The organism is Streptomyces herbicida (assembly GCF_032656585.1).
GTDB lineage: Bacteria > Actinomycetota > Actinomycetes > Streptomycetales > Streptomycetaceae > Streptomyces > Streptomyces herbicida.
The window spans coordinates 1-26,466 of sequence record NZ_JAUYWJ010000002.1 but is presented as its reverse complement, the minus strand read 5'-3'; the positions used below and the strand labels follow the sequence as shown (position 1 = coordinate 26,466).

At 71.8% G+C, this 26,466-nt stretch carries 21 protein-coding genes; 12 read left to right on the top strand and 9 right to left on the bottom strand.

Translation table 11 applies throughout. The features are described from left to right. Positions 1–59 precede the first annotated feature (59 nt). The 3 genes from Q8A52_RS03800 to Q8A52_RS03790 form a co-directional block, all read right to left on the bottom strand. Positions 60–1,790, bottom strand: a complete 1,731-nt coding sequence (locus Q8A52_RS03800) for an LCP family protein (RefSeq protein ID WP_316748806.1) — start codon at positions 1,788–1,790, stop codon at positions 60–62. Between the two features lie 232 nt (positions 1,791–2,022). Continuing rightward, positions 2,023–3,216, bottom strand: a complete 1,194-nt coding sequence (locus Q8A52_RS03795; RefSeq protein ID WP_316748804.1) for an LCP family protein — start codon at positions 3,214–3,216, stop codon at positions 2,023–2,025. A 652-nt stretch (positions 3,217–3,868) separates the two neighbouring features. Then, positions 3,869–4,624, bottom strand: a complete 756-nt coding sequence (locus Q8A52_RS03790; RefSeq protein ID WP_316748802.1) for a TIGR03089 family protein — start codon at positions 4,622–4,624, stop codon at positions 3,869–3,871. Positions 4,625–4,753: 129 nt separating this feature from the next. Between Q8A52_RS03790 and Q8A52_RS03785 the strand changes: the two genes are divergently transcribed. Continuing rightward, complete coding sequence (locus Q8A52_RS03785; protein ID WP_316748800.1) at positions 4,754–6,193, top strand: peptidoglycan recognition protein family protein; 1,440 nt, start codon at positions 4,754–4,756, stop codon at positions 6,191–6,193. A 161-nt stretch (positions 6,194–6,354) separates the two neighbouring features. After that, entirely contained in the window at positions 6,355–7,437 is a 1,083-nt protein-coding gene (manB, locus tag Q8A52_RS03780) for a mannose-1-phosphate guanylyltransferase (protein ID WP_316748798.1), read from the top strand. 147 nt (positions 7,438–7,584) lie between these two features. Here the strand turns inward: manB and Q8A52_RS03775 are convergent, their stop codons facing one another. From Q8A52_RS03775 to Q8A52_RS03760, 4 genes are read right to left on the bottom strand one after another with little or no spacing between them, the layout of a single operon-like run. Beyond that, a complete protein-coding gene (locus tag Q8A52_RS03775) occupies positions 7,585–8,595 on the bottom strand; it encodes a DNA-3-methyladenine glycosylase family protein (protein WP_316748796.1) in 1,011 nt (336 codons plus the stop codon). 60 nt (positions 8,596–8,655) lie between these two features. After that, a complete protein-coding gene (locus Q8A52_RS03770) occupies positions 8,656–9,981 on the bottom strand; it encodes a coenzyme F420-0:L-glutamate ligase (RefSeq protein ID WP_316748794.1) in 1,326 nt (441 codons plus the stop codon). After that, entirely contained in the window at positions 9,978–10,937 is a 960-nt protein-coding gene (cofD, locus tag Q8A52_RS03765) for a 2-phospho-L-lactate transferase (RefSeq protein WP_316748793.1), read from the bottom strand. Before cofD ends, Q8A52_RS03770 begins: the two co-directional genes overlap by 4 nt. A 57-nt stretch (positions 10,938–10,994) precedes the next feature. Beyond that, the gene (locus tag Q8A52_RS03760; RefSeq protein ID WP_316748792.1) at positions 10,995–11,528 is read right to left on the bottom strand and encodes a cysteine dioxygenase; all 534 of its coding nucleotides are present in this window, start codon (positions 11,526–11,528) and stop codon (positions 10,995–10,997) included. A 672-nt stretch (positions 11,529–12,200) separates the two neighbouring features. Here Q8A52_RS03760 and Q8A52_RS03755 point away from each other — a divergent pair. The 3 genes from Q8A52_RS03755 to Q8A52_RS03745 all read left to right on the top strand — a co-directional run bounded on the left by Q8A52_RS03755 (position 12,201) and on the right by Q8A52_RS03745 (position 17,884). Next, on the top strand, positions 12,201–12,464 hold the full coding sequence (locus Q8A52_RS03755) for a WhiB family transcriptional regulator (RefSeq protein ID WP_003975777.1): 264 nt from the start codon (positions 12,201–12,203) through the stop codon (positions 12,462–12,464). A gap of 249 nt (positions 12,465–12,713) precedes the next feature. Continuing rightward, a complete protein-coding gene (locus Q8A52_RS03750; RefSeq protein ID WP_316748791.1) occupies positions 12,714–16,382 on the top strand; it encodes a glycosyltransferase in 3,669 nt (1,222 codons plus the stop codon). Beyond that, positions 16,379–17,884 carry a DUF5719 family protein gene (locus tag Q8A52_RS03745; protein ID WP_316748789.1) on the top strand — a complete coding sequence of 502 codons (1,506 nt, stop codon included), beginning with the start codon at positions 16,379–16,381 and terminating at the stop codon, positions 17,882–17,884. The genes Q8A52_RS03750 and Q8A52_RS03745 overlap by 4 nt, the downstream gene beginning before the upstream one ends. A gap of 57 nt (positions 17,885–17,941) precedes the next feature. Here the strand turns inward: Q8A52_RS03745 and Q8A52_RS03740 are convergent, their stop codons facing one another. Next, on the bottom strand, positions 17,942–18,394 hold the full coding sequence (locus tag Q8A52_RS03740) for a metallopeptidase family protein (protein WP_263216500.1): 453 nt from the start codon (positions 18,392–18,394) through the stop codon (positions 17,942–17,944). Between the two features lie 306 nt (positions 18,395–18,700). On the opposite strand from Q8A52_RS03740, the gene Q8A52_RS03735 reads away from it, so the two are divergent. From Q8A52_RS03735 to Q8A52_RS03710, 6 genes are all read left to right on the top strand, one after another. Beyond that, the gene (locus Q8A52_RS03735) at positions 18,701–19,126 is read left to right on the top strand and encodes a DUF3499 domain-containing protein (protein WP_316748788.1); all 426 of its coding nucleotides are present in this window, start codon (positions 18,701–18,703) and stop codon (positions 19,124–19,126) included. 163 nt (positions 19,127–19,289) lie between these two features. Beyond that, complete coding sequence (locus tag Q8A52_RS03730) at positions 19,290–20,654, top strand: phosphomannomutase/phosphoglucomutase (protein WP_316748787.1); 1,365 nt, start codon at positions 19,290–19,292, stop codon at positions 20,652–20,654. A gap of 195 nt (positions 20,655–20,849) precedes the next feature. Continuing rightward, positions 20,850–21,020 carry a Trm112 family protein gene (locus tag Q8A52_RS03725; RefSeq protein WP_316748785.1) on the top strand — a complete coding sequence of 57 codons (171 nt, stop codon included), beginning with the start codon at positions 20,850–20,852 and terminating at the stop codon, positions 21,018–21,020. 132 nt (positions 21,021–21,152) lie between these two features. Then, entirely contained in the window at positions 21,153–22,280 is a 1,128-nt protein-coding gene (locus tag Q8A52_RS03720) for an SIS domain-containing protein (protein WP_316748783.1), read from the top strand. 68 nt (positions 22,281–22,348) lie between these two features. Then, the gene (manA, locus tag Q8A52_RS03715; RefSeq protein WP_316748782.1) at positions 22,349–23,500 is read left to right on the top strand and encodes a mannose-6-phosphate isomerase, class I; all 1,152 of its coding nucleotides are present in this window, start codon (positions 22,349–22,351) and stop codon (positions 23,498–23,500) included. Between the two features lie 135 nt (positions 23,501–23,635). Then, positions 23,636–24,616: a cation diffusion facilitator family transporter gene (locus tag Q8A52_RS03710; RefSeq protein WP_316748780.1), complete on the top strand. Its 981-nt coding sequence runs from the start codon at positions 23,636–23,638 to the stop codon at positions 24,614–24,616. Between the two features lie 16 nt (positions 24,617–24,632). Here the strand turns inward: Q8A52_RS03710 and lepB are convergent, their stop codons facing one another. Beyond that, positions 24,633–25,316 carry a signal peptidase I gene (lepB, locus tag Q8A52_RS03705; protein ID WP_316748778.1) on the bottom strand — a complete coding sequence of 228 codons (684 nt, stop codon included), beginning with the start codon at positions 25,314–25,316 and terminating at the stop codon, positions 24,633–24,635. Positions 25,317–25,727: 411 nt separating this feature from the next. Here lepB and Q8A52_RS03700 point away from each other — a divergent pair. Beyond that, a partial coding sequence (locus Q8A52_RS03700) for an adenosylhomocysteinase (protein WP_316748776.1) occupies positions 25,728–26,466 on the top strand: 739 nt, incomplete at its 3' end.

The window sequence follows — 26,466 nt, the reverse complement described above, 5'->3', positions numbered from 1 at the left end:
CGCCTGACAACGGGTCCCTCCCGCGTCGGGTTAGACGCACGAGGGACCCGTAGGGTTACCTACTTGGCGCATGTCACCTTGTCCGCCGTGGACTTATCAACATCCGGCGCCTTTGCCGGAGTGGTGAGGGACACACCCGCACCCTTGAAGTCCTTGCCCAGGGTCAGAGTCATCGCGGGCAGCCCCTGGGAGTTGGTCACGCTCTTGCCGGGCTTCATCGCGGATCCGGAAAGACCCATGATGGCGGCCAGCCTGCGCGCCTGGGCCGCCTGGTCGGGAGCGTACTCGAGGGTGGTCCTGCTCAGCTCCGCCGGCGCGTTGCCCGCGTTCTCCGACTTGAGCACGCCCTCGTCGTTCTGCAGCCACTGCAGGGTCTCCTGCGCGCTGCCGGCCGCCGCCCCGCCGTTGAGGATGCGCACCCGCACCTCGGAGGCGGCGGCCTTGGTGCCCTTGAGCCGGGCGGCCTGGGCGTCCTTGGCGGCCTTCTGCTTCTTCTTCACGTCACTGAAGGAGATGTCGTCCTTGATCGCCTGGAAGACCGCGGGGGCCTTCGAGTTGTTGAGGACGACGGTCGCCTTCACCTTCTCGGCCGGGTTGTCCACGACCGGCACCGTCGTGAAGGTCAGGTTCTTCGGGTTGAGCTTGCCCAGCTCAAGACCGAGGTCCTTCAGCTTGCCGATGGTGTCCAGCTGGGAGTCGACGGTCAGTGCCTTGGTGCCGGTCTCCGCGAGCTTCAGCATCTTCGTCGGGCTGGTGAGCGTCGAATTGGAGCTGAGCTTGCGCATCAGCGCACTGAGGAACTGCTGCTGCAGCCCGATCCGGCTCAGGTCACCGCCGAAGCCGACGGCGTGCCGGGTCCGGACGAAGGCCAGCGCCTGCTCACCCGAGATGTTGTGGGTGCCCTTCGACAGCTTCAGGTGCGAGTCCGGGTCGTTGATGTTCTTGCCCAGGCAGACCTCGACCCCACCGACCGCCTCGGTCAGCGTCTTGACCGCGTTGAAGTCGGCGACCATGAAGTTGTCCGGCTTGATCCCGGTCAGCGCCGTCACCGTGCGCACGGTGCAGCTGGGCGTCCGCCCGTCCTGCCCGAGGCTGGTGTTGAAGCGGACGTTGTCGGTGCCCGGGATGACCTTCTCGGAGCCGTCGGGCTGCTTCGTCGGGCAGTCCGGGATGTTCACGATCAGGTCGCGCGGGATGCTCAGCGCGGTGGCGTTCGACCGGTCCTTGGACAGGTGCAGCAGGATGTTGGTGTCGGCGTGGCCGACGCTGCCCGCATCGCCGTAGCCCTCGTTGCCCTTGCCGGTGCGTTTGTCGGTGCCGATCAGCAGGATGTTGATCGCCTTGTCCTTGCTGAAGCCACCGGTGCTCGCGCCGTCGTCGGAGACGGAGGTGATGTTGTCGTTGAGGTGCTGGATGTAGAGGTAGGCGGCGGCCGATACGGCGACCAGGACGAAGGCCATCGCCCCGCCGGTCCACAGCAGTATCTTCTTCGCCTTCGACTTCTTCTTCACCGGCCGCCTGTTGCGCCGCCCCGGCGGCGGCTCGGGCTCGCCCCGGCGCCTGCGCTGCGCCGGAACTTCCCGGCTCGCCTCGGACTCCTCGCGCCTCGGGGCGGGTGTCCGGCCGCGCGCCGCCCCGGCGGAAGTGCCGCGTGGTCTACGCGGGCCGGGGACCGCCGATTGCGGTGCGGAATTATTCAGTCGCAGTTCGTATTCACCGGTGCTCGGATTGAGTACCCACTGGTCTGCGGGGTCGATGTTGTCCGCCCGCCCACGGCCTTGCGCGTCCACGGTTGTCCGAATCCTCCGTTGGGGCCACGCGGCGCCTTCCCCCCTCAAGGCGCTCGGGTCTCGGTCAATCAGTGCACGACCCCAGTACGGAGCTCGCGGCGTGGTGCACCGGATCGCTCACACTATCCGCCCAGTTCAGCGTTGGGTGACGCCGGTGACAAATTCCACGTCCCTACAACCGGGCAATCCGCCTCATTCTTCGGAACAAAAGTTCGTCGTCTTGGCGCACGTTTTACCCGCAGGTGTTCTCGGCGGCCGTGGTCCCGCGGAATGTGGGCTCGGCGGAGGGATCGCTCTTCTCGTCGCCGTTGCTGTCCGAATTGCCACTCTTCGTTGCTGATTTCGAGGAAACGGTCACCGGCTTGTCGGTGCGCAGTCGCGCAAAGAGCCGCTCGGCCGCGGGCTCGATCAGCTGGTCGCGATTGGAGTCGTGGACATACGACTCGCGTGGAACGGTCAGGAACTGCACATGTTCGGTGGGAATGTTCCGCAGCCCGCGCACCAATTGGTACAAACCGCGCAAGCTGGCCAGCTCCGGGTCGGTGGTGAGCGCCGAGGTCGCCGCGTCCAGCACGGGGTAGAGCTTCACTGGATTCAGCAGTACGTCGTTGCTCCGCACCTTGTTGACCAGCGCTCCGAGGAAGCGTTGCTGGCGGTCCATGCGGTCGGTGTCGCTTCCGTTGCCGAGCGACTTGCGGGCCCGCACATAGCCCAGCGCCTGCTCGCCGTCGAGCGTGACCTTTCCGGCGGGCAGCTTCAGCTTGGCGGCCTTGTCGTTGATGGGCTTCTTCAGGCACACCTGCACGCCGTCGACGGCGTCGACCATCTCCTTGAACCCGCTGAAGTCGACGACGACGTGATGGTCGATCCGGATGTCCGTGAGGTTCTCCACGGTGCGGATGCTGCAGGCGGAACCGCCCACGGCGAAGGCGTAGTTGAACATCGCCCAGGTGGGCTCGCTGCGGCTGCCGTCCGCCCGCCGGCAGCTCGGCACGCGCACCATCAGGTCGCGGGGGAGGGACACCGCGGTGGCGCTCTTCCGGTCGGCCGCCAGGTGCAGCAGGATCGCGGTGTCGGACCGCGCCGTCCCCAGATCCCGCCCGTACTTTTGGTTGCCCGCCCCCGAGCGGGTGTCGGACCCGATCAGCAGGATGTTCTGCGCGCCGCGCACCAGCGGGGTGGGCCGCTCCCGCTCGTAGCGGGCCAGCTCGGCCGCGGCGGCCTCGTCGGGCGTGATGTTGGCGCTGAGCTTCGCGTACACGGCCCATCCGGCCCCGCCCGCCGCGAGCACCAGGAAGGCGGCCCCCAGTGCGGCACCCTGCGTCCAGCGCCGACGGCGCCGGCGTATGAGCCCGTCGCCGGTGGCGGAGGCACCCGTACCGGGACCGAGGGTGCCCGAGGAAGGCGTACCTGCGGTGTCGGTCACGGGCGGGCCACCCCTCATGGCGTACGAGCGTGTCGTCCTGCTCTTACGACGATGGCCCGGGGTGGGGCGCCGAGGCGGCCGGTACTACTCCATACGGGTGACTGCGACTCCCTCAGGGGCGCGGGGAACCGCCCGACCGGCCACGAGGGTCCGGAGGCCGTTGTGCGGCGGCCGTTCCTGGTTCGGTACGGGTGACTGTGGCTCCCTCAGGGGCGCGGGGAACTGCGCGACCGGCCACGAGGGTCCGGAGGCCGTTGTGCGGCGGCCGTTCCTGGTTCGGTACGGGTGACTGTGGCTCCCTCAGGGGCGCGGGGAACCGCCCGATCGGCCACGAGGGTCCGTCGGCCGTTGTGCGGCGGCCGTACCTGTTTCAATACGGGTGACTGCGACTCCTTCAGGGGCGTGGGGAACTGCGCGATCGGCCACGAGGGTCCGGAGGCCGTTGTGCGGCGGCCGTTCCTGGTTCGGTACGGGTGACTGTGGCTCCCTCAGGGGCGCGGGGAACTGCGCGATCGGCCACGAGGGTCCGGAGGCCGTTGTGCGGCGGCCGTTCCTGGTTCGGTACGGGTGACTGTGGCTCCCTCAGGGGCGCGGGGAACTGCGCGATCGGCCACGACGGACCCGCAGCCGCCACACGACCTCCGCCACCCCCTCAGTGACGCGACGCAGTCACCCGCTCGCTCTCGATCCGCTTGGCCAGCGCATCCTCGCCCAGCCGCTCCAGATGCCGGCACAGCACCACGGACCCGCCGACGGCCAACGGCGCGTACAGCCCCGCGCTCAGTCCCTCCCACGTGTCGTACGACAGCCCCGAGAGCAGCCTGGACCCGGGCCCGGTCAGGTCCAGCGACGGCGCGTCCGTCCGGGCCCGGTCCACGACCTCGGCCCCGGTGTACTCCGCCCCGGCCACGATCAGCGCCGGCGCCTCGGGGTCCACCGGCGCGAACGGAGCGAACCGGTCGCCCTGGCTCGGCACCTCGACGGCGTAGTCGGCGAAGCCCTCCGGCGGCTGCGGGAAGCGCCCGCCCAGCGGCCGCAGCGCGAGGGCGACCCGCTCCCCGCGGCAGGCGCGTGCCGCCTCCAGCGAGTCGGGCCCGCTCACGACGGCGTCGGCCGCCGCCGGGTCACCGGCCACGTCCGCGATCGCGCCCACCGACGCACACGCCAGCAGCCACACCGCCGTCTGCCAGTGCGCGGGCAGCAGCAGCGCGACCCGGTCGCCGGGTCCGGCGGCGAGATCGCCTTGGAGCAGATTCGCCGTCTTGGCCACCCAATTGGCGAAGGTGGCCACGGACAGTTCGACGCGTTCGCCCGTGGCGTCGTCGTAGAAGGTCACCAGGGGGCGTCCGGGATCCGCGGCGAGCGCGGAACGCAGCAGGTCGGCAGGGGTGCGATCGGTGGCGTTCACCCGCGCAAGCGTACGCGGCACGGCTGCCGCGCACCGGGCGGCGGGGCCACCGGTTCGGAGGAACGGAACCCGACGACCCGTCAAGTTCCAAATAGACAGGATTATATGGGTATATCCAGGATGAGGGGCATGCATGGATTCCTCGCCTCCTCGATCGGTGTCTCCTCGGCCGGTGTCACCTGCGCGGCCGCCCTCGCCCTCCCGTCGACACTGCCCGCGGCTGCCGCCGCACCCATGGGACTACCGGCACCGTCCGCGCAGACGGCCGCCGCACCGGCCGTCTCCGGCAGCACCCGGTCGCTCCGGCTCGTACCTCTCACCCGCGACCGCGTCCACGGTGTGGCCCCCGAACAGGGCCTGTACCGCCGGGTCGTACGCCACTTCTCCCTGGTCGGTGTCGTCTGGGACAACCCGGACACCGAACTCCGCGGCCTGGTCCAGGTCCGCACCCGAGACGCGGGCGACGGCGCCTGGTCGGGCTGGCAGGACGTCGAGACGCACAACGAGGACCACGGCGCCGACCCGGGCACGGCGGAGCGCACCTCCGGCCGGGTGCGCGGCGCGACGGCACCGCTGTGGGTGGGGGACTCGGACGGTGTGGAGGTGCGCGTGCGCGCGGACGCCGAAGTCGTGGCGGGCACCGGCCGCGACGGGGCCGCCGCCGGCCGGCCCCCTCTCCCCTCGGGACTGCGCCTGGAACTCGTCGACCCCGGCACGGGGCCGTCGCCCGTGGGCCGTCCGGCCGCCGGACCCCGGGCCGACTCCCCGGAGACCGACGTCCCCCCGGGCGAGCTCGCCCGCGCCGACAACCTGGGTGACATCGCCGCCTCCGCCGTCAACACCGACCTGGCGCTGACCCGCCTGGGAGCCGCCGAGATCCCCGCCCTGAACCGGCGGGACACCGAGATCGAACTGCTGGCCCTGCGGTCGGGCGAACTGACGCAGGCCCAGAGCGCGAAGCCGTACATCGGACCGCGCCCGCGGATCGTCACGCGGCACGGCTGGGGCGCGGACGAGAGCCTGCGCGAACGGGGCTTCGTCTACACCAAGAAGATCAAGGCGGCCTTCGTGCACCACAGCGCGTCGGGCAACAAGTACACCTGCTCACAGGCCCCGTCCGTCATTCGCAGTATCTACCGCTATCACGTCAAGAGCATGGGCTGGCGGGACATCGGCTACAACTTCCTCGTCGACAAGTGCGGAAAGATCTACGAGGGCCGGGCCGGGGGTGCGGCCAAGGCCGTCATGGGCGCCCACACCCGCGGTTTCAACACAAACACCATGGGCATCGCGGTCCTCGGCAGTTTCGGCTCGACCAAGCCGGCCTCCGCAGCGGTGAAGGCCATCGCCAAACTCACCGCGTGGAAGCTCGGGCTCTACGGGGTCAATCCGCGCGGAAAGACATACCTGACGTCGGGTGGTGGCAATCTCTACCCAAAGGGGAAGAACGTACGACTGAACGTGATCTCCGGCCATCGGGACGGGTTCGCCACGGAGTGCCCAGGAAAGCAGCTCTACTCCAAGCTCGGCACCGCCCGTTCCGACGCGGCGCGCTATCAGGGGCGCTGAGGCCGGGGCGCGCGTGCATCGCCGTCGGGGACGGTCGGGGGAAACCGCATGCCGATGTCGCGGAACACCGCGCGGCCATCGAGGGCGCCGTCGCACGGTCTGCATACACTGGCCGGCCGAAACACAGTTCGGCCGGTCCCGGCAGGAAGCAGAGACGACAGGTGACAGAAGCGATCCTCCTGGTCGGCGGCAAAGGCACCCGGCTCCGTCCGCTCACGGTGCACACTCCCAAGCCCATGGTCCCGGCGGCCGGAGTCCCGTTCCTCACACACCAGTTGGCCCGGGCGAGAGCGGCGGGCGTCGAGCACATCGTGCTGGCGACGAGCTATCTGGCCGAGGTGTTCGAGCCGTACTTCGGTGACGGCGCCGCACTCGGCCTGCACATCGAGTACGTCACCGAGGAGGAGCCCCTCGGCACGGGCGGAGCGATCCGCAACGCGGCCGCGCACCTCCACTCGGGCCCCGACGACCCGGTGCTGGTGTTCAACGGCGACATCCTGACGGGCCTGGACATCAGGGCGCTGGTGCGCACGCACGAGTCGACGGGCGCGGACGTGTCCCTGCACCTGACGAAGGTGACCGACCCTCGCGCCTACGGCCTGGTCCCCACGGACGGGACGGGCAGGGTCCTCGCCTTCCTGGAGAAGCCGCAGACGCCGGAGGAGATCGTCACCGACCAGATCAACGCGGGGGCGTACGTCTTCCGCCGCTCGGTCATCGACACGATCCCGGTGGGCCGCCCCGTCTCGGTGGAACGCGAGACGTTCCCGAACCTCCTCTCTGCCGGAGCCCACCTCCAGGGCCTGGTGGACTCCACGTACTGGCTCGACCTGGGCACCCCCGCCGCCTTCGTCCGCGGCTCGGCGGACCTGGTCCTGGGCCGGGCACCGTCCCCCGCTGTCCCCGGCCGCTGCGGTGACCGGCTGGTCCTGCCGACGGCGCGGGTGGCGCCGGACGCGAAGCTGACCGGCGGCACGGTGGTGGGTGAGGGCGCGTTCGTCGCGGAGGGCGCACGGGTCTTCGGCAGCACGATCCTCCCCGGCGCGGTCATCGAACCCGGCGCCGTCATCACCGACTCCCTCATCGGCACCCGGGCCCGGGTCGGCGAACGCTCGGTCCTCACCGGCACGGTCATCGGCGACGGCGCGGTCGTGGGCCCCGACAACGAACTCCGCGAAGGTGTACGGGTGTGGTGCGACGCGCAAATCCCGGCGGGGGCGCTCCGCTTCTCTTCCGATCAATGAGAGTCCGGGTGGGCAGGGGCGCCGTCCTCGGGGGCTGCGCCCCAACCCCCTTGCCGGCCTGAGCAGCCTCGTCCTCAAACGCCGGACGGGCTCAGTGATGCCGACCGGCGCCGGCGGCCCGTCCCCCGGCACCGGCCGACGCCCGCCTCACAAGCGGCCGATATCGCCGCGAGGCATCTTCGGAGCCCTCCGCGCCGGCGTCTTCCCGCTCAGCAGAATCAACCGAGCCGCCCGATGCCGCTGCCCGGCATACGGCTCCAACAACTCCAGCATCACGGAGTCGTCCGCATACCGGTCCCCCGCCAGCGCCCACCCCACGATCCCCGGCAGATGCAGATCCCCGACGGTCACCGCATCCGGCGCCCCATGGCTGCGCTGCACGGTCTCCGCCGACGTCCAGGGCCCGATCCCCGGCACGACCTCCAACCGCGTCTGCGCAGCCGCCGGCTCCATCCCGACCGCTTCCTCGAGCCGCGCAGCGACCCGTACGGCCCGCAGAATCGTCGACGCCCGCTTGTTGTCGACCCCGGCCCGATGCCACTCCCAGGACGGAATCAGCGCCCACGTCCGAGGCTCGGGCATCACCCACAGCCGTGAGCCCGCCGCGGGCCCCGGCGCCGGCTCCCCGAACTTCCGCACCAGCAGCCGCCACGCCCGGTACGCCTCGTCGGTCGTGACCTTCTGCTCCAGAATCGACGGGATCAGCGACTCCAGCACCAGCCCGGTCCGCGTCAGCCTGAGCCCGGGCCGCCGGTGGCGGGCCAGCGCCACCAGCCGGTGCCGCGGCGCGAAGGCCTCGGGGTCGTCGGCGGCGCCCAGCAGCTCCGGCAATCGCTCCAGCAGCCAGTCGGCTCCCGGCCCCCATGCCTCCCCGCGCACCTCCCCGCCGTACGCCGCCACCCGCAGGGTCCCCGGCCCGACGGGTGTCCGGCTGGCGCGCCACACGGACCCGTCCGGCATGGCCCGGAACGTCGGGTCGGCCGGTCCGCGCCGCAGCGGCCCGAGCACCAGCCCAAGATCGAGCGCGCCCTCCGGCACCCACCTGCGCACCCGCCCGGCCCCGCCGGTCTGCCGCGGCACCCCCGTCCCGGCGGGCACGGCGACATGCCCACCGCGCACGGTCGTACGCGTGGGCCGCGGAGCGAAGCGTCCTGCCACGAGTGGGATCCCCTGAGCTGCCGGAGCTGTCCTATGAGACTAGGCGGTCGTACGGCACGGTCACCGGACCTCGATGAACGCCCCTGCCTCCCGCTCCGGCCGGGGCCGCGGCGCCTCGGCCGGATGTCCGACCGCCACCGCCCCCATGGGATCCCAGTCGTGCGGAAGCCCGAGCACCTTGCGCACCACGTCCCGGCAGAACATCGTCGACGACACCCAGGCCGAACCGAGCCGCTCCCCGGCCAGCGCGACCAGGAGGTTCTGCACGCCCGCGCCCGTGGCGACCACGAACATCTCCCGCTCGGCCGTGTCCCGCCGCGGGTCGCCGTATGTGTGCGAGCCGTCCATGACGAGACAGGGCACGACCAGGTACGGCGCGTTGCGCAGCACGTCCCCGCGCCGCACCCGCTTGGCGATCGACTCCTCCGTCTTGCCGTCCCGCGCGAGGTCGGCGATCCACGCGTCACGCATGGCGTCGAGCAGCCGGGTCCGGGACTCCTCCGACTCCAGCAGGACGAAGCGCCACGGTGTGGTGTGGTGCGGGGCCGGCGCGGTCACCGCCGCGGCCACCGCTCGCCGTACCGCCCCCGGGTCGACGGGCTCGTCGGTGAAGGCCCGTACGGTACGCCGCTGGGTCACCGCCTCCCGTACCGCCTCGGAGGTGCCGAGCCGGAACATGTCGTCGCGCGCGTCGCGCACCATCGCCCGTGTCCCTTCCTCCGCCCGTGCCCCGTCCTCGTGGTCCCCGCTCACCACGTGCGGCAGCCCGCGCACCACGGCGACCGGCAGGCCGGCCGCCTTGCCCTTGACGAGGTCGCCCGCGGCGGCGAGCTCGTCCGCCGTGGCCACGACCGTCGCGCTGAGCGGATTGCCGTACGCGTCCGTGCCCCCACGCAGATCGTCCAGCACGCGCACACCCGCCGCGCCGATCGCGACGTCCGTCAGCCCCGCGCGCCACGGTCGCCCGAAGGTGTCGGTGACCAGGACTCCGACGTTGACGCCGAGGGCGTCGCGCAGCCCGTCCCGGATCGCCCGCGCGGACGCGTCCGGATCCTCCGGCAGCAACAGCACCGTCCCCGAAGGGGTGTTGGAGGCATCGACCCCGGCGGCCGCCATGACCAGACCCTGCCGGTTCTCGACGATCCGCAGCGGTCCGCGCCGGGCCACGACCCGCACGGTCTCCGCGTCGATCGCCGCCTCCCGGTCGGCCGCCTCGACGACCCGGCCCTCCGCCTTCGACACGATCTTGGAGGTGACAAGGAGCACATCCCCGTCGAGCAGCCCGGGTTCGGCGGCGGCGATCAGCTTGCCGAGGTCGTCGCCCAGCTGGACCTCGGGAATACCGCCGACGGCCCAGACCCGGTACTCGGGTGCTTCCTCGCTCAAACTCCCCGCACCTCCTCGGCCAGCGCCAGTGCCTCCCGGACCATCTGAGCGGTCGCGTCCGCATCGGTCATCATCAGAGGTACGGCCCGGCAGCGGATGCCGGCCGCCTCGATCCGCTCCACCGAGCCGGCGTCCACGGTGTCGACGAGCCAGCCGTCGAGGAGCCCCGAGCCATAGTGCTCGGCCACCGCCGCCGCGGTGGACTCCACACCGACCGCCGCGAGCACCTTGTCGGCCATCCCGCGCACGGGCGCGTCCCCGACGATGGGGGAGAGGCCCACCACCGGCACTCCGGCTTCGGCGATCGCCTCCCGGATGCCGGGCACGGCCAGGATCGTGCCGACGGACACGACGGGGTTGGACGGCGGGAAGAGGATGACGTCCGCCTCCGCGATCGCCTCCAGCACGCCGGGCGCGGGCTTCGCCTGCTCGGCCCCGACCGGCACGACCGCCTCCGCCGGGACCGACGCCCGCAGCCGCACCCAGTACTCCTGGAAATGGACCGCCTTGCGCTCGCCATCGACCTCGACCGCGACATGCGTCTCGACGCGGTCGTCGGTCATCGGGATCAGCCGTACGCCCGGCTTCCAGCGGTCGCACAGCGCCTCGGTCACCGCGCTCAGCGGATAACCGGCGCTCAGCATCTGCGTCCGCACGATGTGCGTGGCGAAGTCCCGGTCGCCGAGCCCGAACCAGCCGGGCCCGGCCCCGTACGCCGCGAGCTCCTCCTTGAGGTGGAAGGTCTCATCGGCCCGCCCCCAGCCCTGCTCCTCGTTGATGCCGCCGCCGAGCGTGTACATCACCGTGTCGAGGTCCGGGCAGACCTTGAGCCCGAAGAGGTGGATGTCGTCCCCGGTGTTGCCGATGACCGTGACGTCCGCGTCCGGCACGGCTCGCTTCAGACCGCGCAGGAACCGGGCACCACCGATGCCGCCTGCCAGAACCACAATGCGCATGGGAGCAAGTCTGGCAGGCCGGTACGACAACGCGTCAGGCAGCCGAACGTCAGGCAGTCACCCGACGGGGCTGCGCCCCCGCCTCGCAGTGGGGGGCGACGCGGGTCCCCCGGTCGAACGAAGCTGAGACTGGGGGAGCATGGGCATCTCGGTCAGGCCCGGGTAATAGACGTGCAGGCTGACCGCCGGCTCCAACGCGTCGTTGACGACCTCGTGCGCATACCCCGGCGCGAACACCCGCTGCGCGCCCGCCTCCAACGCGCGCGTGCCCCGCTCGGTCCGCTCGGTCAGCGTGCCCTCCAGGACGGTCAGCACGCCGGAGGACCGGCCGTGGTCGTGCAGCCCGCTGCCCTGTCCCGGCACCCAGGACAGCAGCCACACCTCGTAGCCGGGGCCGGTGCGCAGCCGGTGGTACCAGCGCGTCGTGGCGTCGTACCGGACGAGGTGCTCCCACTGGGAGCGGTCGGCGGCGATGGTGCGGGCCAGGCCGACGAACTCGGCGACGGTGGCCGGGTGCTCGCGCGGGGGCTGCAGCAGGTGCGGGACTTCGAGGATGTCGCCGGCGATCTGGAGGTCGTTGTCGCTGTTCATGGGGGTGCGGTGGGTCCTCGGCGGAAGAGTGGGGGCTGGGGTCTCGCGTGCCGTCCGCCCGGGTCACGGACGGAAGGGGTGGCCCTGGATCAGGGTCGGGAAAGGGGACAGCAGCCGAGTCGGGATGGACTCAAGGACAGCCGGAGCGCGTTGGGCTCAACAGCTGGAACAGCAACAACAGCTACAGCGAACGTGGGCAGCACCGTGGGACCCGGCGGTGCGGGTCGAGGTGAGAGCCAAGTTCGCGAGCATGCCCCCAAGGACATCGGTTCACACCCGCACTGTCAACTCGGCGCCCGGTATGTGGGACACGTTTCACCTCATCCGGTTCATCTCCAGGGTGAAAGGTTTGTTCTGTGGGGCACCCGGACACATGGCGCACATCCGGGCGCACGAGTCCCGTCGGAACGCGATCGAACTCCTGGGCGTCCTTCTCCGTACAAGTGTCTGTGTGGGGTCGGCGTCCCTCCCGGGCCTCGTCTGCGTGTCAAGGTTTATGGCGATTTGAACACTTTCCGCATGGCCTTGGTTCCGCAGAGTGAATAACGGGCCCAATAGCAGATCTCGGCTTGACTCGCCCGGAGCAGCACACTTGTAATTTCACTCGTGTCGTTCAGCCGAAATCGGTAACGGCTACATCACGGGGACGCGAAAGACAGACGAGGGGCGCACATGACCGAGCTGGTGCAGCAACTGCTGGTCGACGACGCGGACGAGGAACTCGGCTGGCAGGAGCGCGCACTGTGCGCCCAGACCGACCCCGAGTCCTTCTTCCCCGAGAAGGGCGGCTCGACCAGAGAGGCCAAGAAGGTCTGCCTCGCCTGCGAGGTGCGCTCCGAGTGTCTCGAGTACGCCCTGGCCAACGACGAGCGCTTCGGGATCTGGGGCGGTCTGTCCGAGCGCGAGCGGCGCCGGCTGAAGAAGGCCGCCGTCTGAAAAGGCCGCCGTCCGAAGGGGACACCAGCCTGAAAAGGACCGAAGGCCGCCGCCCGACCGAACGGCACGGACCCTTCACCAGTACACGTCTCGTACACGTCACGAACGGCCCGTCGCCGGTGGGTTATCCACAGGCGGCGGGCCGTCTTCTTGGCCAGCCGATAGTGTGGTCGCTCGTCCGAGACGCCCCGCTGCCCCCTCGGGGCACAGGCGTCCACCGCAGTCCATCGAACCGGGGCCCGTACCTCGATGTCCGTGCACAGCCAGACGGCAGCCCAACACGACGCTGCCACCGCAGTGTTTGACCCGGCCCACCAGCCCGAGTCTCCGCGTCATGTGGTGACCGCGGTCCTCGTCTCCCACGACGGCGCCCGCTGGCTGCCCGACGCGCTCGCCGGGCTGCTCGGCCAGGAGCGCCCCGTTCAGTACGCGATCGCGGCCGACACCGGCAGCGCGGACGACTCCGCCCAGCTGGTCACCGACGCCCTCGGCGCCGACCGCGTGCTCCACCTCGCCCGGCGCACCGGCTTCGGCCAGGCCGTCGAGGAGGCCAACCGCAGCGCCCCCGTGCTCACCCCGGAGGAGCTGCCGTATCTGAAGCGCCCCAGCGGCTGGGACCCCGTCACGCGCACCTGGCGCGACGACGCCTACGACCTGCCCGAGCTCCCGCACGGGGAGCCGATCCAGTGGCTCTGGCTGCTGCACGACGACTGCGCCCCCGACCCCGACGCCCTCGCCCAGCTGCTGCGCGTCGTGGACAACGAAATGGAGCTGGGCCGCGACGACGTGGCCGTCGTGGGCCCCAAGCTGCGCGGCTGGTACGACCGCCGGCAGCTCCTGGAGGTCGGCGTCACCATCGCCAACTCCGGCCGCCGCTGGACCGGCCTCGACCGCCGCGAACAGGACCAGGGCCAGCACGACCACGTACGGCCCGTGCTGTCGGTGTCCACCGCCGGCATGCTGATCCGGCGCGACGTCTTCGAGGAACTCGGCGGCTTCGACCGTCGGCTGCCCCTGATGCGCGACGACGTCGACCTGTGCTGGCGCGCACACTCGGCCGGCCACCGCGTCCTCGTCGCCCCCGACGCCGTCGTACGGCACGCCGAGGCCGCCTCCCGCGAGCGCCGCACCGTCGACTGTGTGAGCCGCACCGCGGCCTCCCCGCACAAGGTCGACAAGGCGGGCGCCGTCTACACCCTCCTCGTCAACACCCGCACGGCAGTGCTGCCCTGGGTACTGCTGCGCGTGGTGCTCGGCACACTCCTGAGGACCGTCGCCTATCTCGTCGGCAAGGTCCCCGGACAGGCCGTCGACGAGATCCGTGGCCTCCTCGGCACCCTGCTGCGCCCCGAGCGGATCATCGCCGGACGGCGCAGGCGCGGCCGTCCGCAGATCGACAAGGGCGAGCTGCGACCGCTGTTCCCGCCCCCGGGCGCGACCGTGCGGGCCACCGTGGAGCAGGTCGCCGGCGACTTCTTCGGCGGCTCCGACACCGAGGCCTCCTCGGCCGGTCGGCACGGTGGCGCGGTCGAGTCCGGGCCGGGCGGCGACGACGCCGACTTCCTGGAGGTCGAGCAGTTCGCCCGCATCAAGCGCATCGCCCGCAAGCCCGGTCCGGTGCTCTTCCTGGTGCTGCTGCTCGTCTCGCTCATCGCCTGCCGCGCACTCCTGGGCGGCGGCGCGCTCGCGGGCGGCGCCCTGCTGCCCGCCCCGGCCGACTCCGGCGAGCTGTGGTCCCGCTACCTGGACGCCTGGCACGCGGTGGGCGCGGGCGGCACCCCCGCCGCCCCGCCGTACCTCGCCCTCGTCGCGATGCTGGCCTCCACGCTGTTCGGCTCGACCGGCCTCGCGGTGACGGTGCTGCTCGTCGGCTCGGTGCCGCTGGCCGGGTTCACCGCCTACTTCGCCTCGCGCCCGCTCGTCGAGTCCCGCCTGCTGCGCGCGTGGGCGGCCGTCGCCTACGCCATCCTTCCCGCAGCCACCGGCGCCCTGGCCGGCGGCCGCATCGGCACCGCCGTCCTCGCCGTCCTGCTGCCCCTCCTGGCCCGCGCGGGCACCGCCGCGGCCGGACTGGCCAACTCCTCCGGCGCGCGTGGCAGTTGGCGTGCCACCTGGGCGTATGCGCTGCTGCTGACCATGGCCACCGCTTTCACACCGATCGTATGGCCGATCGCACTGATCCTGGGGATCGGCGTTCTGGCCGTGCGCCGCCGCGACCCCGTCGCCCACGGTCTGCGCTTCCTGGTCCAGCTGGGCACCCCGCTGCTGGTCCTCGCGCCCTGGTCGCTGACGCTGCTCCCGTTCGGCTTCTTCAAGGAGGCCGGACTGGAGTACGGCTCCTCGGCCGCCTCCGCCCTCGACCTGCTCGGAGCCAGCCCCGGCGGCCCCGGCACCGTGGACGGCCTGATGCTCCTCGGCATCGTCCTGGCCGCGCTGGCCGCCCTGATGCGCTCCGAGCGCCGACTGGGCATCCGGACAGCCTGGGCGGCCGCGCTGGTGGGCCTCGTCTTCGCGGTCCTGTCCAACAGCTCCACCTGGGCCGGACCCGCGACCCTCGTCTACGGCATCGCGCTGCTGGCCGCCGCCGCGCTCGGCGCCGACGGGGCACGCGCACGCGTGGCCGAGCAGAACTTCGGCTGGCGCCAGCCGGTGGCAGCGCTGATCGCGTTCGCCTCGGCCGCGGGCCCGCTGCTCGTCGCCGCCGGCTGGATGATCCGCGGCGCCGACGGTCCCGTGGAGCGACGCGACCCGGTGCAGGTGCCCGCGTTCGTCGCCGAGGAGAGCGGCACCCGCGACCAGGCCCGCACCCTGGTCCTCGACAGCGACTCCACCGCCCGCGTCCGCTACACCCTGGTCCGCGGCTCCGGCGCCCGCATGGGGGATGCCGAACTGGCCGCGGCCGACGGTGAGAACGGCAAGCTCGACAAGGTCGTCGCCAACCTCGTCGCCGGCTCCGGCGCCGACCAGGCGAACCAGCTCGGCGGCTTCGCCGTGCGCTACGTCCTGGTCCACAAGGGCGCGCCCCGCGAGGTCACCCGCGTCCTGGACGCCACGCCCGGCCTGACCCGGCTCAGCGAGCAGAGCGGCAGCGGCCTGTGGCGCGTCGACCAGCAGGTCTCACGGGCCGCGATCGTGCCCGCCTCGGGCTCGGGCACCGCACAGCCGGTCGCCGCCGGACCCGTCGAGATCCACACCACCATCCCCACTGGCTCCGACGGCCGTGTCCTGCGCCTGGCCGACTCCGCCGCGGAGGGCTGGACCGCCACCCTGGACGGCAGGCCGCTCACCCGCACCACGGTCGACGGCTGGGCCCAGGGCTTCGAACTCCCCTCCACCGGGGGACGGCTGGACGTCACCTACGACGCCCCCGTCAGCCACACCGGCTGGCTGTGGGCCCAGGGCTCGCTCGCCGTCGTGCTCGTCGTGCTCGCCCTGCCGGGCCGTCGCCGCGACATCGACGACGACCTCCCCGAGGAGGAGACCGTCCCCGCCCAGCCCGCCGCAGGCGAGGGCCGCCGCGCCCGCCGTCTGCGGGCCCAGGCGGAGGCCGAGGGGACCACCGACACGGACGAGTCCGACCCCGACAGCGTGCCTCCGCCCCCGGAGGAGGCCCCCGCCGTGCCGCACCAGCAGTCCTACGGCGACTGGGACGCGTCGGGCTACGCGGGCGACGGCTACCCCGCCTACGGCGACCAGTACCAGGGCGCCGGGCAGTACCAGCCGGGCGGCTACGACCAGCAGGCGTACCAGGCCGACCCGTACCAGAGCGGCCAGTACGACCCGTACGCCTACGGCGGACAGGGCGGACAGATGCCGTACGACCCGACGTACCAGCAGGGCTACGACCAGGCCTATGACCCGGCGCAGCCCCACCCCCACGGCACCGGTAGCGAGCGCCCCGACGGGAGCCAGCAGTGAAGCGCACCACCCTGTCCCTGATCGCCGGCACCGCCGCGCTGGCTGCCGTCACCGGGTTCGCCGCGCTCAAGACGCCCGACGCGTCCGGCGCGCCGACCGCCGAGGCAGCGGCCCAGCTGCCCGTCGAGCGCACCAGCCTGCTGTGCCCGACCCCGAGCATCTCCGACATCGCCGAGACCTCGTACACGTCGTTCACCCCCGTCACGAAGGGCACGGCGAGCGGCGGCAAGGCCGAACTTCGGTCGGCCACGGAGGAGTCGGCGGACGGGACGAGCGGCTCCACGAAGGGCAAGGAAAAGAAGAAGACCGCCAAGCCCGTCCTGACCCCCAAGGAGCCCGGCACCCCGGCCACCGGTGACACCTCCGGCGCCGACTCGCCCGCGCTCATCGGCACGGCCGACGGGAAGTTCGCGCCGGGCTGGACCGTCCAGGAGACCACGGAGGTCGCCGCGGGCACCGGACGCGGGCTCCAGGGCGTCAATTGCACGGCCCCGGACACGGAGTTCTGGTTCCCCGGCGCCAGCACCGCCGCCGACCGCACCGACTACGTGCACCTCACCAACCCCGACGACGGCCCGGCCGTCGTCGACATCGAGCTCTACGGCAAGGACGGCGCGATCAAGTCCACGGTCGGGGAGGGGATCACGGTCCAGCCGCACTCCAGCGAGCCGGTCCTGTTGTCCACGCTCAGCAACGAGCGGCAGACCAACGTGACCGTGCACGTCAGCGTGCGCAGCGGACGGGTCGGCGCGGCCGTACAGGCCCTGGACGACAAGATCGGCGGCGACTGGCTGGCCGCGTCCGCCGACCCGGCGGGCACCCTGGTCCTGCCCGGCATCCCGAAGGACGCCACCTCCGTGCGCCTGATCGCCTTCACTCCCGGCGACGCCGACGCCGACCTGAAGGTGCGCCTGGCTTCTCCCGGCGGCCTGATCACGCCTGCGGGGAACGAGACCCTGCATGTGAAGTCGGGCATGACCTCGGCGATCGACCTGGGCGACGTCACGCGCGGTGAGGCGGGCTCCCTGGTCCTGACCCCGACGGACAGGTCTGTCCCGGTGGTCGCCGCCCTCCGGGTGACCCGGGGCAAGGGCGACAAGCAGGAGACGGCGTTCATCCCGGCCACCAGCCCGGTCGGCACGCGCGCGACGTCCGCCGACAACAGCGGCAAGGGCACGACGCTGTCCCTCTCCGCGCCCACCGCCGCCGCGAAGGTGAAGGTCACGGCTTCGGCGGGCAGCGGTGGCGGCACGCCGGTGACGAAGACGTACACGATCAAGGCGGGCACCACCCAGGACGTCGACGCCCCGGTCCCGGCCGGTCTGAAGGGCACGTACGCGCTGACGGTGGAGCCCGTGTCCGGTGGCCCGGTCTACGCCGCCCGCACCCTGGCGGCCACGGAGGAGGGCGTCGCCGGCTTCACCGTGCAGACCCTCCCGGACGACCGGGGGTCGGTGGCCGTACCGGAGGCGGACCAGGATCTGTCGGTGCTGCAGAAGTAGCGGTCCGACCGGGGTCCACCGGGCGTCCGGTTCACCGGCCGTCCGGCGAACCCCGGCTCAGTCCTCGCCGTAGCGGGGATCCACCGTCTCGGGAGTCAGCCCCAGCAGCTCCGCCACCTGCTCCACGACCACCTCGTGCACCAGTGCGGCCCGCTCGTCCCGCCCCTTCGTCCGGATCTCGACCGGCCGCCGGTAGACCACGACCCGGGCCCGGCGGCCCTCGCGCGCGGGGATCGTCCCGCCGAGCGGCACCGCGTCGTCGCTCCAGCCCTCGCCGGGCCGCCCGTCCAGCCGGGGTACCTCGAGTACCAGGAAATCGATGTCGGCGAGCTGCGGCCACCGTCGCTCGAGTCGCTCCACGGAGTCCTGCACCAGGTCCGCGAACGCCTCGGCACGGCTCGCCGCGAGCGGCACCTGGGGTGGCGCGATCGGCCCGCGCATGCCCCGACCGTGGCGATCACGACGACGGGGCCCGGGGCCGGCGGCACGGGGCGGTACACGGTTGTCCATCACTGGTGAAGCGTAGTCCCCGCGCGGTCCGCCCGCCCCGCCTCCACGCGGCAAGGGGGCCGCCGACCGGACGGCAACCGGCCACCCGTACGGCTTGTCTCCACATGACCATTCCAGCCAAGGTTGGGCTCGTTTCCATATCTCTCCGAGACCGTCAAACTCAAGGCATTTGACGCTGTTTGTGCCTACCGATGACCGGACGGGGACCCGTCCATGACGCCGGAGTGGTCCGTCCCCGCAGGTCAGCAGGGCGTGTTCAGAGGGGTGTGTGGGACGTCTCACAGCACGACACGGTGGAGTGACCTGGTGGAGAGTCGTCGCGGCCCGCTCAAGAGTGCGGTACCGTCCAACGTCGTGAGCCCTGTACGTCGCTGTTCGCGCACCGCTTGCGGCCGACCCGCCGTCGCGACGCTGACGTACGTCTACGCCGACTCGACCGCGGTCCTCGGCCCGCTCGCCACCTACGCCGAACCCCACTGCTACGACCTGTGCGCCGAGCACTCCGAGCGCCTCACCGCCCCGCGCGGCTGGGAGGTCGTACGGCTCCTCGACGGCTCCGCACCCGCCCGCCCCACCGGGGACGACCTGGAAGCCCTCGCCAACGCCGTGCGCGAGGCGGCCCGCCCCCAGGAGCGCGCGGCCGAGGCCGGCGGCTCAGGCGCGCGCGCGGCGGACCCGATGGAGGTCGCCCGCCGCGGCCATCTGCGGGTGCTGCGCTCCCCGGACAACTGACCCCTCCTCGCACGGGCGTTGCGCCGACCGGCGCCTGCCCGCCGAAAAGGGCGACGGCCTGACCTGAGGTTACGTCTGGGGGTCCGCTGGGCGTTCCCACATCGGAGCCTTACCCGGGACGGGTAGTTTGGGGCGACCGATAGGACTTTCAGGAGGGTTGGCCGTGGCTGCTGATCTGTCGCAGATCGTGAAGGCGTACGACGTACGCGGGGTGGTCCCGGACCAGTGGGACGAGACGCTGGCCGAACTCTTCGGCGCCGCCTTCGTCCAGGTGACCGCCGCGGACGCGATCGTGATCGGCCACGACATGCGCCCGTCGTCGCCGGGTCTGTCCCGTGCCTTCGCGCGCGGCGCCGCTGCATGCGGAGCGGACGTCACGGAGATCGGCCTCTGCTCGACGGACCAGCTGTACTACGCCTCGGGTGCCCTGAACCTCCCGGGCGCGATGTTCACGGCCTCGCACAACCCGGCGCAGTACAACGGCATCAAGATGTGCCGGGCGGGCGCGGCCCCGGTCGGCCAGGACACGGGCCTCGCCGAGATCCGTCAACTGGCCGAGCGGTGGCTCGAGTCGGGCGCCCCGGAACCGGCCCCGACGCCGGGAACGATCACCCGGAGCGACACGTTGGAGGATTACGCCGCGTACCTCCGCTCCCTCGTCGACCTGACCGTGATCCGCCCCCTGAAGGTCGTCGTCGACGCGGGCAACGGCATGGGCGGCCACACCGTGCCCACGGTCTTCGCCGGCCTGCCCCTGACCCTCGTCCCGATGTACTTCGAGCTGGACGGCACGTTCCCCAACCACGAGGCCAATCCCCTCGACCCGGCCAACATCGTCGACCTCCAAAAGCGCGTCCGCGAGGAGGGCGCCGACCTCGGCATCGCCTTCGACGGCGACGCCGACCGCTGCTTCGTCGTCGACGAGAACGGAGACCCGGTGTCCCCGTCGGCGATCACCGCCCTGGTGGCCGGGCGTGAGCTGGCCAAGAACGGCGGCGAGGGCACGATCATCCACAACCTGATCACGTCGTGGTCGGTCCCCGAGGTGGTCCGGGAGAACGGCGGCACACCGGCCCGCACCCGCGTCGGCCACTCCTTCATCAAGGCCGAGATGGCGAGGACGGGCGCGATCTTCGGCGGCGAGCACTCCGCCCACTACTACTTCAAGGACTTCTGGAACGCCGACACGGGCATGCTCGCGGCCCTCCACGTCCTCGCTGCCCTCGGCGGCCAGGACGGCCCGCTGTCCGCCCTGGTCTCCCAGTACGACCGCTACGCCGGCTCCGGGGAGATCAACTCCACGGTCGACGACCAGGTGTCCCGCATCGCCGCGATCCGCTCCGCGTACGAGGGCCGCGACGACATCACCCTCGACGACCTCGACGGCCTCACGGTCTCCGCCGCCGACTGGTGGTTCAACGTCCGCCCCTCCAACACCGAGCCACTGCTCCGCCTGAACGCCGAGGCCCGCGACGAGGCGACGATGATCAAGGTGAGGGACGAGGCGCTGGCGATCATCAGGGGCTGACCACGGCTGTCGGGGGACCGGCCTCGGCGGTCGTCAGGGGGCCGACCTCAGCCGTTGCCGCGGCCCGACCTCGGCGATCTTCCGGCAGGCCGGACCGGCGGAGTGGTCGGCGCAACCCACTCCGCCGGGCGCCGCACGGCGGTACCCTGACCAGGCACATCACTGCACATCCGCACCTGCCCGAAGGGACACCCCATGCCGCTCGAAGCCGGCCTCCTGGAGATCCTCGCCTGCCCGGCCTGCCACGCCCCGCTCCAGGAGCAGGACACCGAGCTGATCTGCACCGGTCAGGACTGCGGCCTGGCGTACCCCGTCCGTGACGGCATCCCCGTCCTCCTGGTGGACGAGGCCCGCCGCCCGGCATGACGCCGGGGGCCCGCCGTAACCACGGGCCCGCCACCACCCACAGCCAGGCCCCGCGCGCGGACACCCGCGCACGCGCCCCTCATACAGACGAGCCGCCCCTCTCAGGACCCCGGCGACCGGAGGCTGCCGCCCATGCTCGACGAATCGCTGCTCGACTCCCCGGAGGGCCTCGCCGAGGCCGACCAACGAGGCCTTCTGCGCGGCGCCGCGGAGGCAGGCGCCCGCGTCCGCACCGCGGCCCGGCACGCCGTCGAGGCGGGCATCAACGACCTCAAGCCGGACGGCCGTCCCCGCGCCGTCCTGATCGCCGGCCCCGGCGCCGCCGCCACCCATGCGGCCGATCTCCTCGGCGCACTCGCCGGCGCGGGCAGCCCCGTCACCCGACTGGCCCCCACCGGCGTCGCCCCCGCGGCCGGCGCGCTGCGCTGGGAGCTCCCGGGCTGGGCCGGCTCCGTGGACCTGCTTCTGATCGCCACCCCCGACGGCACCGAACCCAGCCTCTCGCTGCTCGCCGAGCAGGCCTACCGCCGTGGCTGCTCGGTCGCCGCCGTCGCCCCCGGCCACACCCCGCTCCACGAGGCGGTCACCGGCGCCCACGGCCTGTTCGTCCCGATGGCCACGGCGCCGTACGACCACGACGAACCCCTCGCCGCGTCCTCTCCGGGCGTCCTGTGGGCCCTGCTCACCCCGCTGCTCGTGCTCCTCGACCGCATCGGCCTGCTCAGTGCCCCGCCCGAGGCCCTGGAGCAGGTCGCCGACCGGCTCGACCACATCGCCGAGCGCTGCGGCCCGGCCATCGCCACCTACAGCAACCCCGCCAAGACCCTCGCCGCGGAACTCGCCGACGCGCTCCCGGTGATCTGGACGGAGGGCGCCTCGGCCGGCCCGGCGGGCCGCCGTTTCTCCGCCGCGCTCGCCGAACTCGCCGGACGCCCCGCCCTGGTCGAGGAACTCCCCGAGGCACTCGCCGCGCACAGCGCCCTGCTCGCCGGACCGCTGGCCGCCAGCGCCGACCCCGACGACTTCTTCCGGGACCGTGTGGAGGAGGCCCCCGCGCTGCACGCGCGCGTGGTGCTGCTCCGTGACCGCCCGATCGGTGGCCTCACTGCCGCTCCGGCCGCGCGTGACCTGGCGCTCAGCCATGACACGCCGATCAGCGAGCTGGAACCGGAGCCGGGTGACGACATCGAGTCCCTCGCGGAACTGATCGCCGTCACGGATTTCGCCGCCGTTTACCTGGCGCTCGCTTTGAGGGCCTGATCTTGACCCCGACGCCCTGACCGCCGTACGCGCGACAACCCCTGAGCAGAGAAGAAGCAGAGACGTTGATGGACCGCCTCGACAACACCATCCGCCCCTACGCCTGGGGCTCCACCACCGCCGTCCCGAAGCTGCTCGGCGTGGAGCCGACCGGTGAACCGCAGGCGGAGATGTGGATGGGCGCGCACCCGGGCGCACCCTCGCGCACCGCTCGCGGCACTCTCGTCGAGATCATCGACGCGGACCCGGAGAAGGAGCTCGGACCGCGTGCGGTCGCGAAGTTCGGCCCGCACCTGCCCTTCCTGCTGAAGATCCTCGCGGCCGGTGCCCCGCTCTCCCTCCAGGTGCACCCGAACCTGGAGCAGGCCAAGGAGGGGTACGCCGACGAGGAGCGCCGCGGCGTCCCGGTCGACGCCCCGCACCGCAACTACAAGGACGCCAACCACAAGCCCGAACTGATCTGCGCGCTCACCGAGTTCGACGGCCTGTGCGGCTTTCGCGACCCGCTCCGGGCCGCGGAACTGATCGACGGCCTCGGCGTCGACTCCCTCAAGCCGTACGTCGACCTGCTGCACGCCCATCCGGAAGAGGCGGCGCTGCGCGAGGTCCTCACCGCGATCCTCACCGCCGACCCCGAGGAGATGGCCCACACGGTCGACGAGACCACGGCCGCCTGCTCCCGCCTCGGCGGCGACTACGCGCCCTACGCCGACCTCGCCCACCACTACCCGGGCGACCCGGGCGTCATCGCCGCGATGCTGCTCAACCATGTCCGGCTCCAGCCGGGCGAGGCCCTCTTCCTCGGCGCCGGCATCCCGCACGCCTACCTGAGCGGCCTCGGCGTCGAGATCATGGCCAATTCCGACAACGTCCTGCGCTGTGGCCTGACCCCCAAGCACGTCGACGTCCCCGAGCTCCTGCGCATCGTCCGCTTCGAGTCGCGCGACGCCGGCGTCCTGCGCCCGGAGGCGGCCCCCGACGGCGAGGAGGTCTACGAGACCCCCATCGACGAGTTCCGGCTGTCCCGCTACGTCCTCCCCGAGGGCGGCACCGCCCACGACCTCACCCTCCCGACCCCGCAGATCCTCCTCTGCACCGCCGGTTCCGTACGGGTGGGCGAGCACGAACTGGGCCCGGGCCAGTCCGTCTTCGTGCCGGCGGGCGAAGAGGCCGAGGCGTCCGGGACGGGCACCGTCTTCCGGGCCACTGTGATTGTCTGATCGTGCCTGTGGATACCTGACGCGTCGCCGGTGGGCAGGGCTGCAAGAATGGCCCACCGGCAAAGGACGGGCAAAGGCGAAGGGCTGGGCCCTGGCCGGCGCAGACGGACGAAGGCGAAGGGACAACGCGGACACATGAGCGCGTCAGGCGGCACCAGGGCGATCGTGGCGGCACTCGGCGCCAACCTCGCGATCGCGGCATCGAAGTTCGTGGCGTTCGCGTTCAGCGGTTCGTCGTCGATGCTCGCCGAGGGCGTGCACTCGATGGCCGACTCCGGCAACCAGTTCCTGCTGCTCATCGGCGGTAAGAAGGCTCAGCGCGAGGCGACCCCCCAGCACCCCTTCGGCTACGGCCGCGAGCGCTACATCTACGCCTTCCTGGTCTCGATCGTCCTCTTCTCCGTCGGCGGCATGTTCGCCATCTACGAGGGCTACGAGAAGATCAGTCACCCGCACGAGATCGAGCACTGGTACTGGCCGGTCGGCGTCCTGGTCTTCGCGATCATCGCCGAGGGCTTCTCCTTCCGCACGGCCATCAAGGAGTCCAACGAGCTGCGTGGCAAGCTCTCCTGGTCGCAGTTCATCCGGCGCGCCAAGGCCCCCGAGCTGCCGGTCGTCCTGCTGGAGGACTTCGGCGCGCTGATCGGTCTGGTCCTCGCCCTCGGCGGTGTCGGTCTGGCGCTGCTCACCGGCGACGGCGTCTGGGACGGCATCGGCACCGTCTGCATCGGCGTCCTGCTCGTGCTGATCGCCCTCGTCCTGGCCGCCGAGACCAAGTCGCTGCTGCTCGGTGAGGCCGCGGGCCTCGACGTGGTCAAGCAGATCGAGGACGCGACGGTCGACGGCGACACGGTCACCGGCATCATCCACATGCGCACGCTCCACCTCGGCCCCGAGGAACTGCTCATCGCCGCCAAGATCGCCGTCCGGCACGACGACACGGCCGCCGAGGTCGCGGGCGCGATCGACGCCGCCGAGGCCCGGATCCGCGCCGCCGTCCCGATCGCCCGCGTGATCTACCTCGAGCCCGACATCTACAGCGAGGCCGAGGCGGCCAAGGGCCCGGACCCGGAGGCGACCCCGGGTGGCCCGACGCCGCACGCGGCCGGTCACTGAGTTCGTCCTGTAGTCGTCAGATCTGCTGCACGGGCCACGGCGGGGGCGGCGGCACCAGCCTCCGCGCCCTGCGCCGTACCGCCCAGGCCCCGATCCCCAGTCCGATGCCGACCAGGACGAGGACACCCCCGAGGAGCAGGGCCGTACCGAACAGGGCGGGGCCCGTACGGTCGTCCGTCACCCGGCCCCGCACGGCGTCCACGGGGATCGTCCCGCCGTGATCCGAGGCGAAGGCGCGCGAGTCCCTCGCGGCCGCCCGGTGGTCGCCCAGCAGGAACAGCCGCCCGTCGGGGACCTTGACGTCGTACGGCACATGCATCCCGTCGGCGTCACCGTGGTCCACGTACGGCTCCTCGAGGGGCTTCCCGTTCACGGTGACCCGCGCCTGCGACCCCACGGTCGTGCAGCACGCCACACGGTCGCCGCCGACCCCGATGACCCGCTCCAGCACGACGACGCCGGGCCCGTAGCGCTCCGGCGCCGAGAACACGACAACGTCACCGCGCCGTACCTCGCTCCCGTCGACACGCTCCCAGATGATCCGGTCACCCGGCGCGTAGTTCGGCGACATGCTCTCGCTGGACACGGTGGACGCCCCGAACATCTTCTTTCCGTAGGCGAAGGCGCCGACCGCCAACATCACTCCCAGCACCCCCACCACGAGCGCCGCGACCCCAAGTCCCCGCCCCTTGCCCGCCATCGCATCCTTCCCGTGCGGCCCATCCGCAGCCGGGAGGATAGCGAGCCCCTGTGAACACCCTGTGCGGGGTACGTCGCGTTTCCCTTCCCGGTGCAACCCCCGGGAACGGTGTCTCGAAACACCCCCCGCGCGGCCGCTCCGGCCGCCGATCACATCCCGTGATCGGCGCGATGTGTTCGAAGGCGGACTGGGGGCGTCAGGGTCCTCCGGTGTAGCTTGGGACGGAGCCAGACGTCGCTGCTGATGGCGGTCGGGCGGTCCCGCAGCGGACCGACCGAGGGAGAGAGGGCCTCCGACGGACTGCGCTGCGCGCACGTGGGCATGCCTGTGTCCTCCTTCGGGCACCCCTGTGTCCGCCGCCGCGCAGACCAGCCGTAACCACCTCGACCCAACCCCGAGGAGCAGCTCGCAATGACGACTGTCGACAACCGACAGGACTTCAAGGTCGCAGACCTCTCCCTGGCCGAGTTCGGCCGCAAGGAGATCACCCTCGCCGAGCACGAGATGCCGGGCCTGATGGCGATCCGCAAGGAGTACGCCGAGGCTCAGCCGCTGGCCGGCGCCCGTGTCACCGGCTCCCTGCACATGACCGTGCAGACCGCCGTGCTCATCGAGACCCTGGTCGCCCTGGGCGCGCAGGTCCGCTGGGCCTCCTGCAACATCTTCTCCACCCAGGACCACGCCGCGGCCGCCATCGCCGTCGGCCCGAACGGCACGCCGGACAACCCGCAGGGCATCCCGGTCTTCGCCTGGAAGGGCGAGACCCTTCAGGAGTACTGGTGGTGCACGGAGCAGGCGCTGACCTGGCCGGACAGCCCCACCGGCGGCCCGAACATGATCCTGGACGACGGCGGTGACGCCACCCTCCTCGTCCACAAGGGCGTCGAGTACGAGAAGGACGGCAAGGTCCCCGCCCTGGAGACCGCCGAGTCCGACGAGCACCGCGTCATCCTCCAGCTGCTCCACCGCACCCTGGGCGAGAACCCCCAGAAGTGGACCCAGCTCTCCTCCGAGATCCGTGGCGTGACCGAGGAGACCACGACGGGCGTGCACCGCCTGTACGAGATGCAGCGCGACGGCGTTCTCCTGTTCCCGGCGATCAACGTCAACGACGCGGTGACGAAGTCCAAGTTCGACAACAAGTACGGCT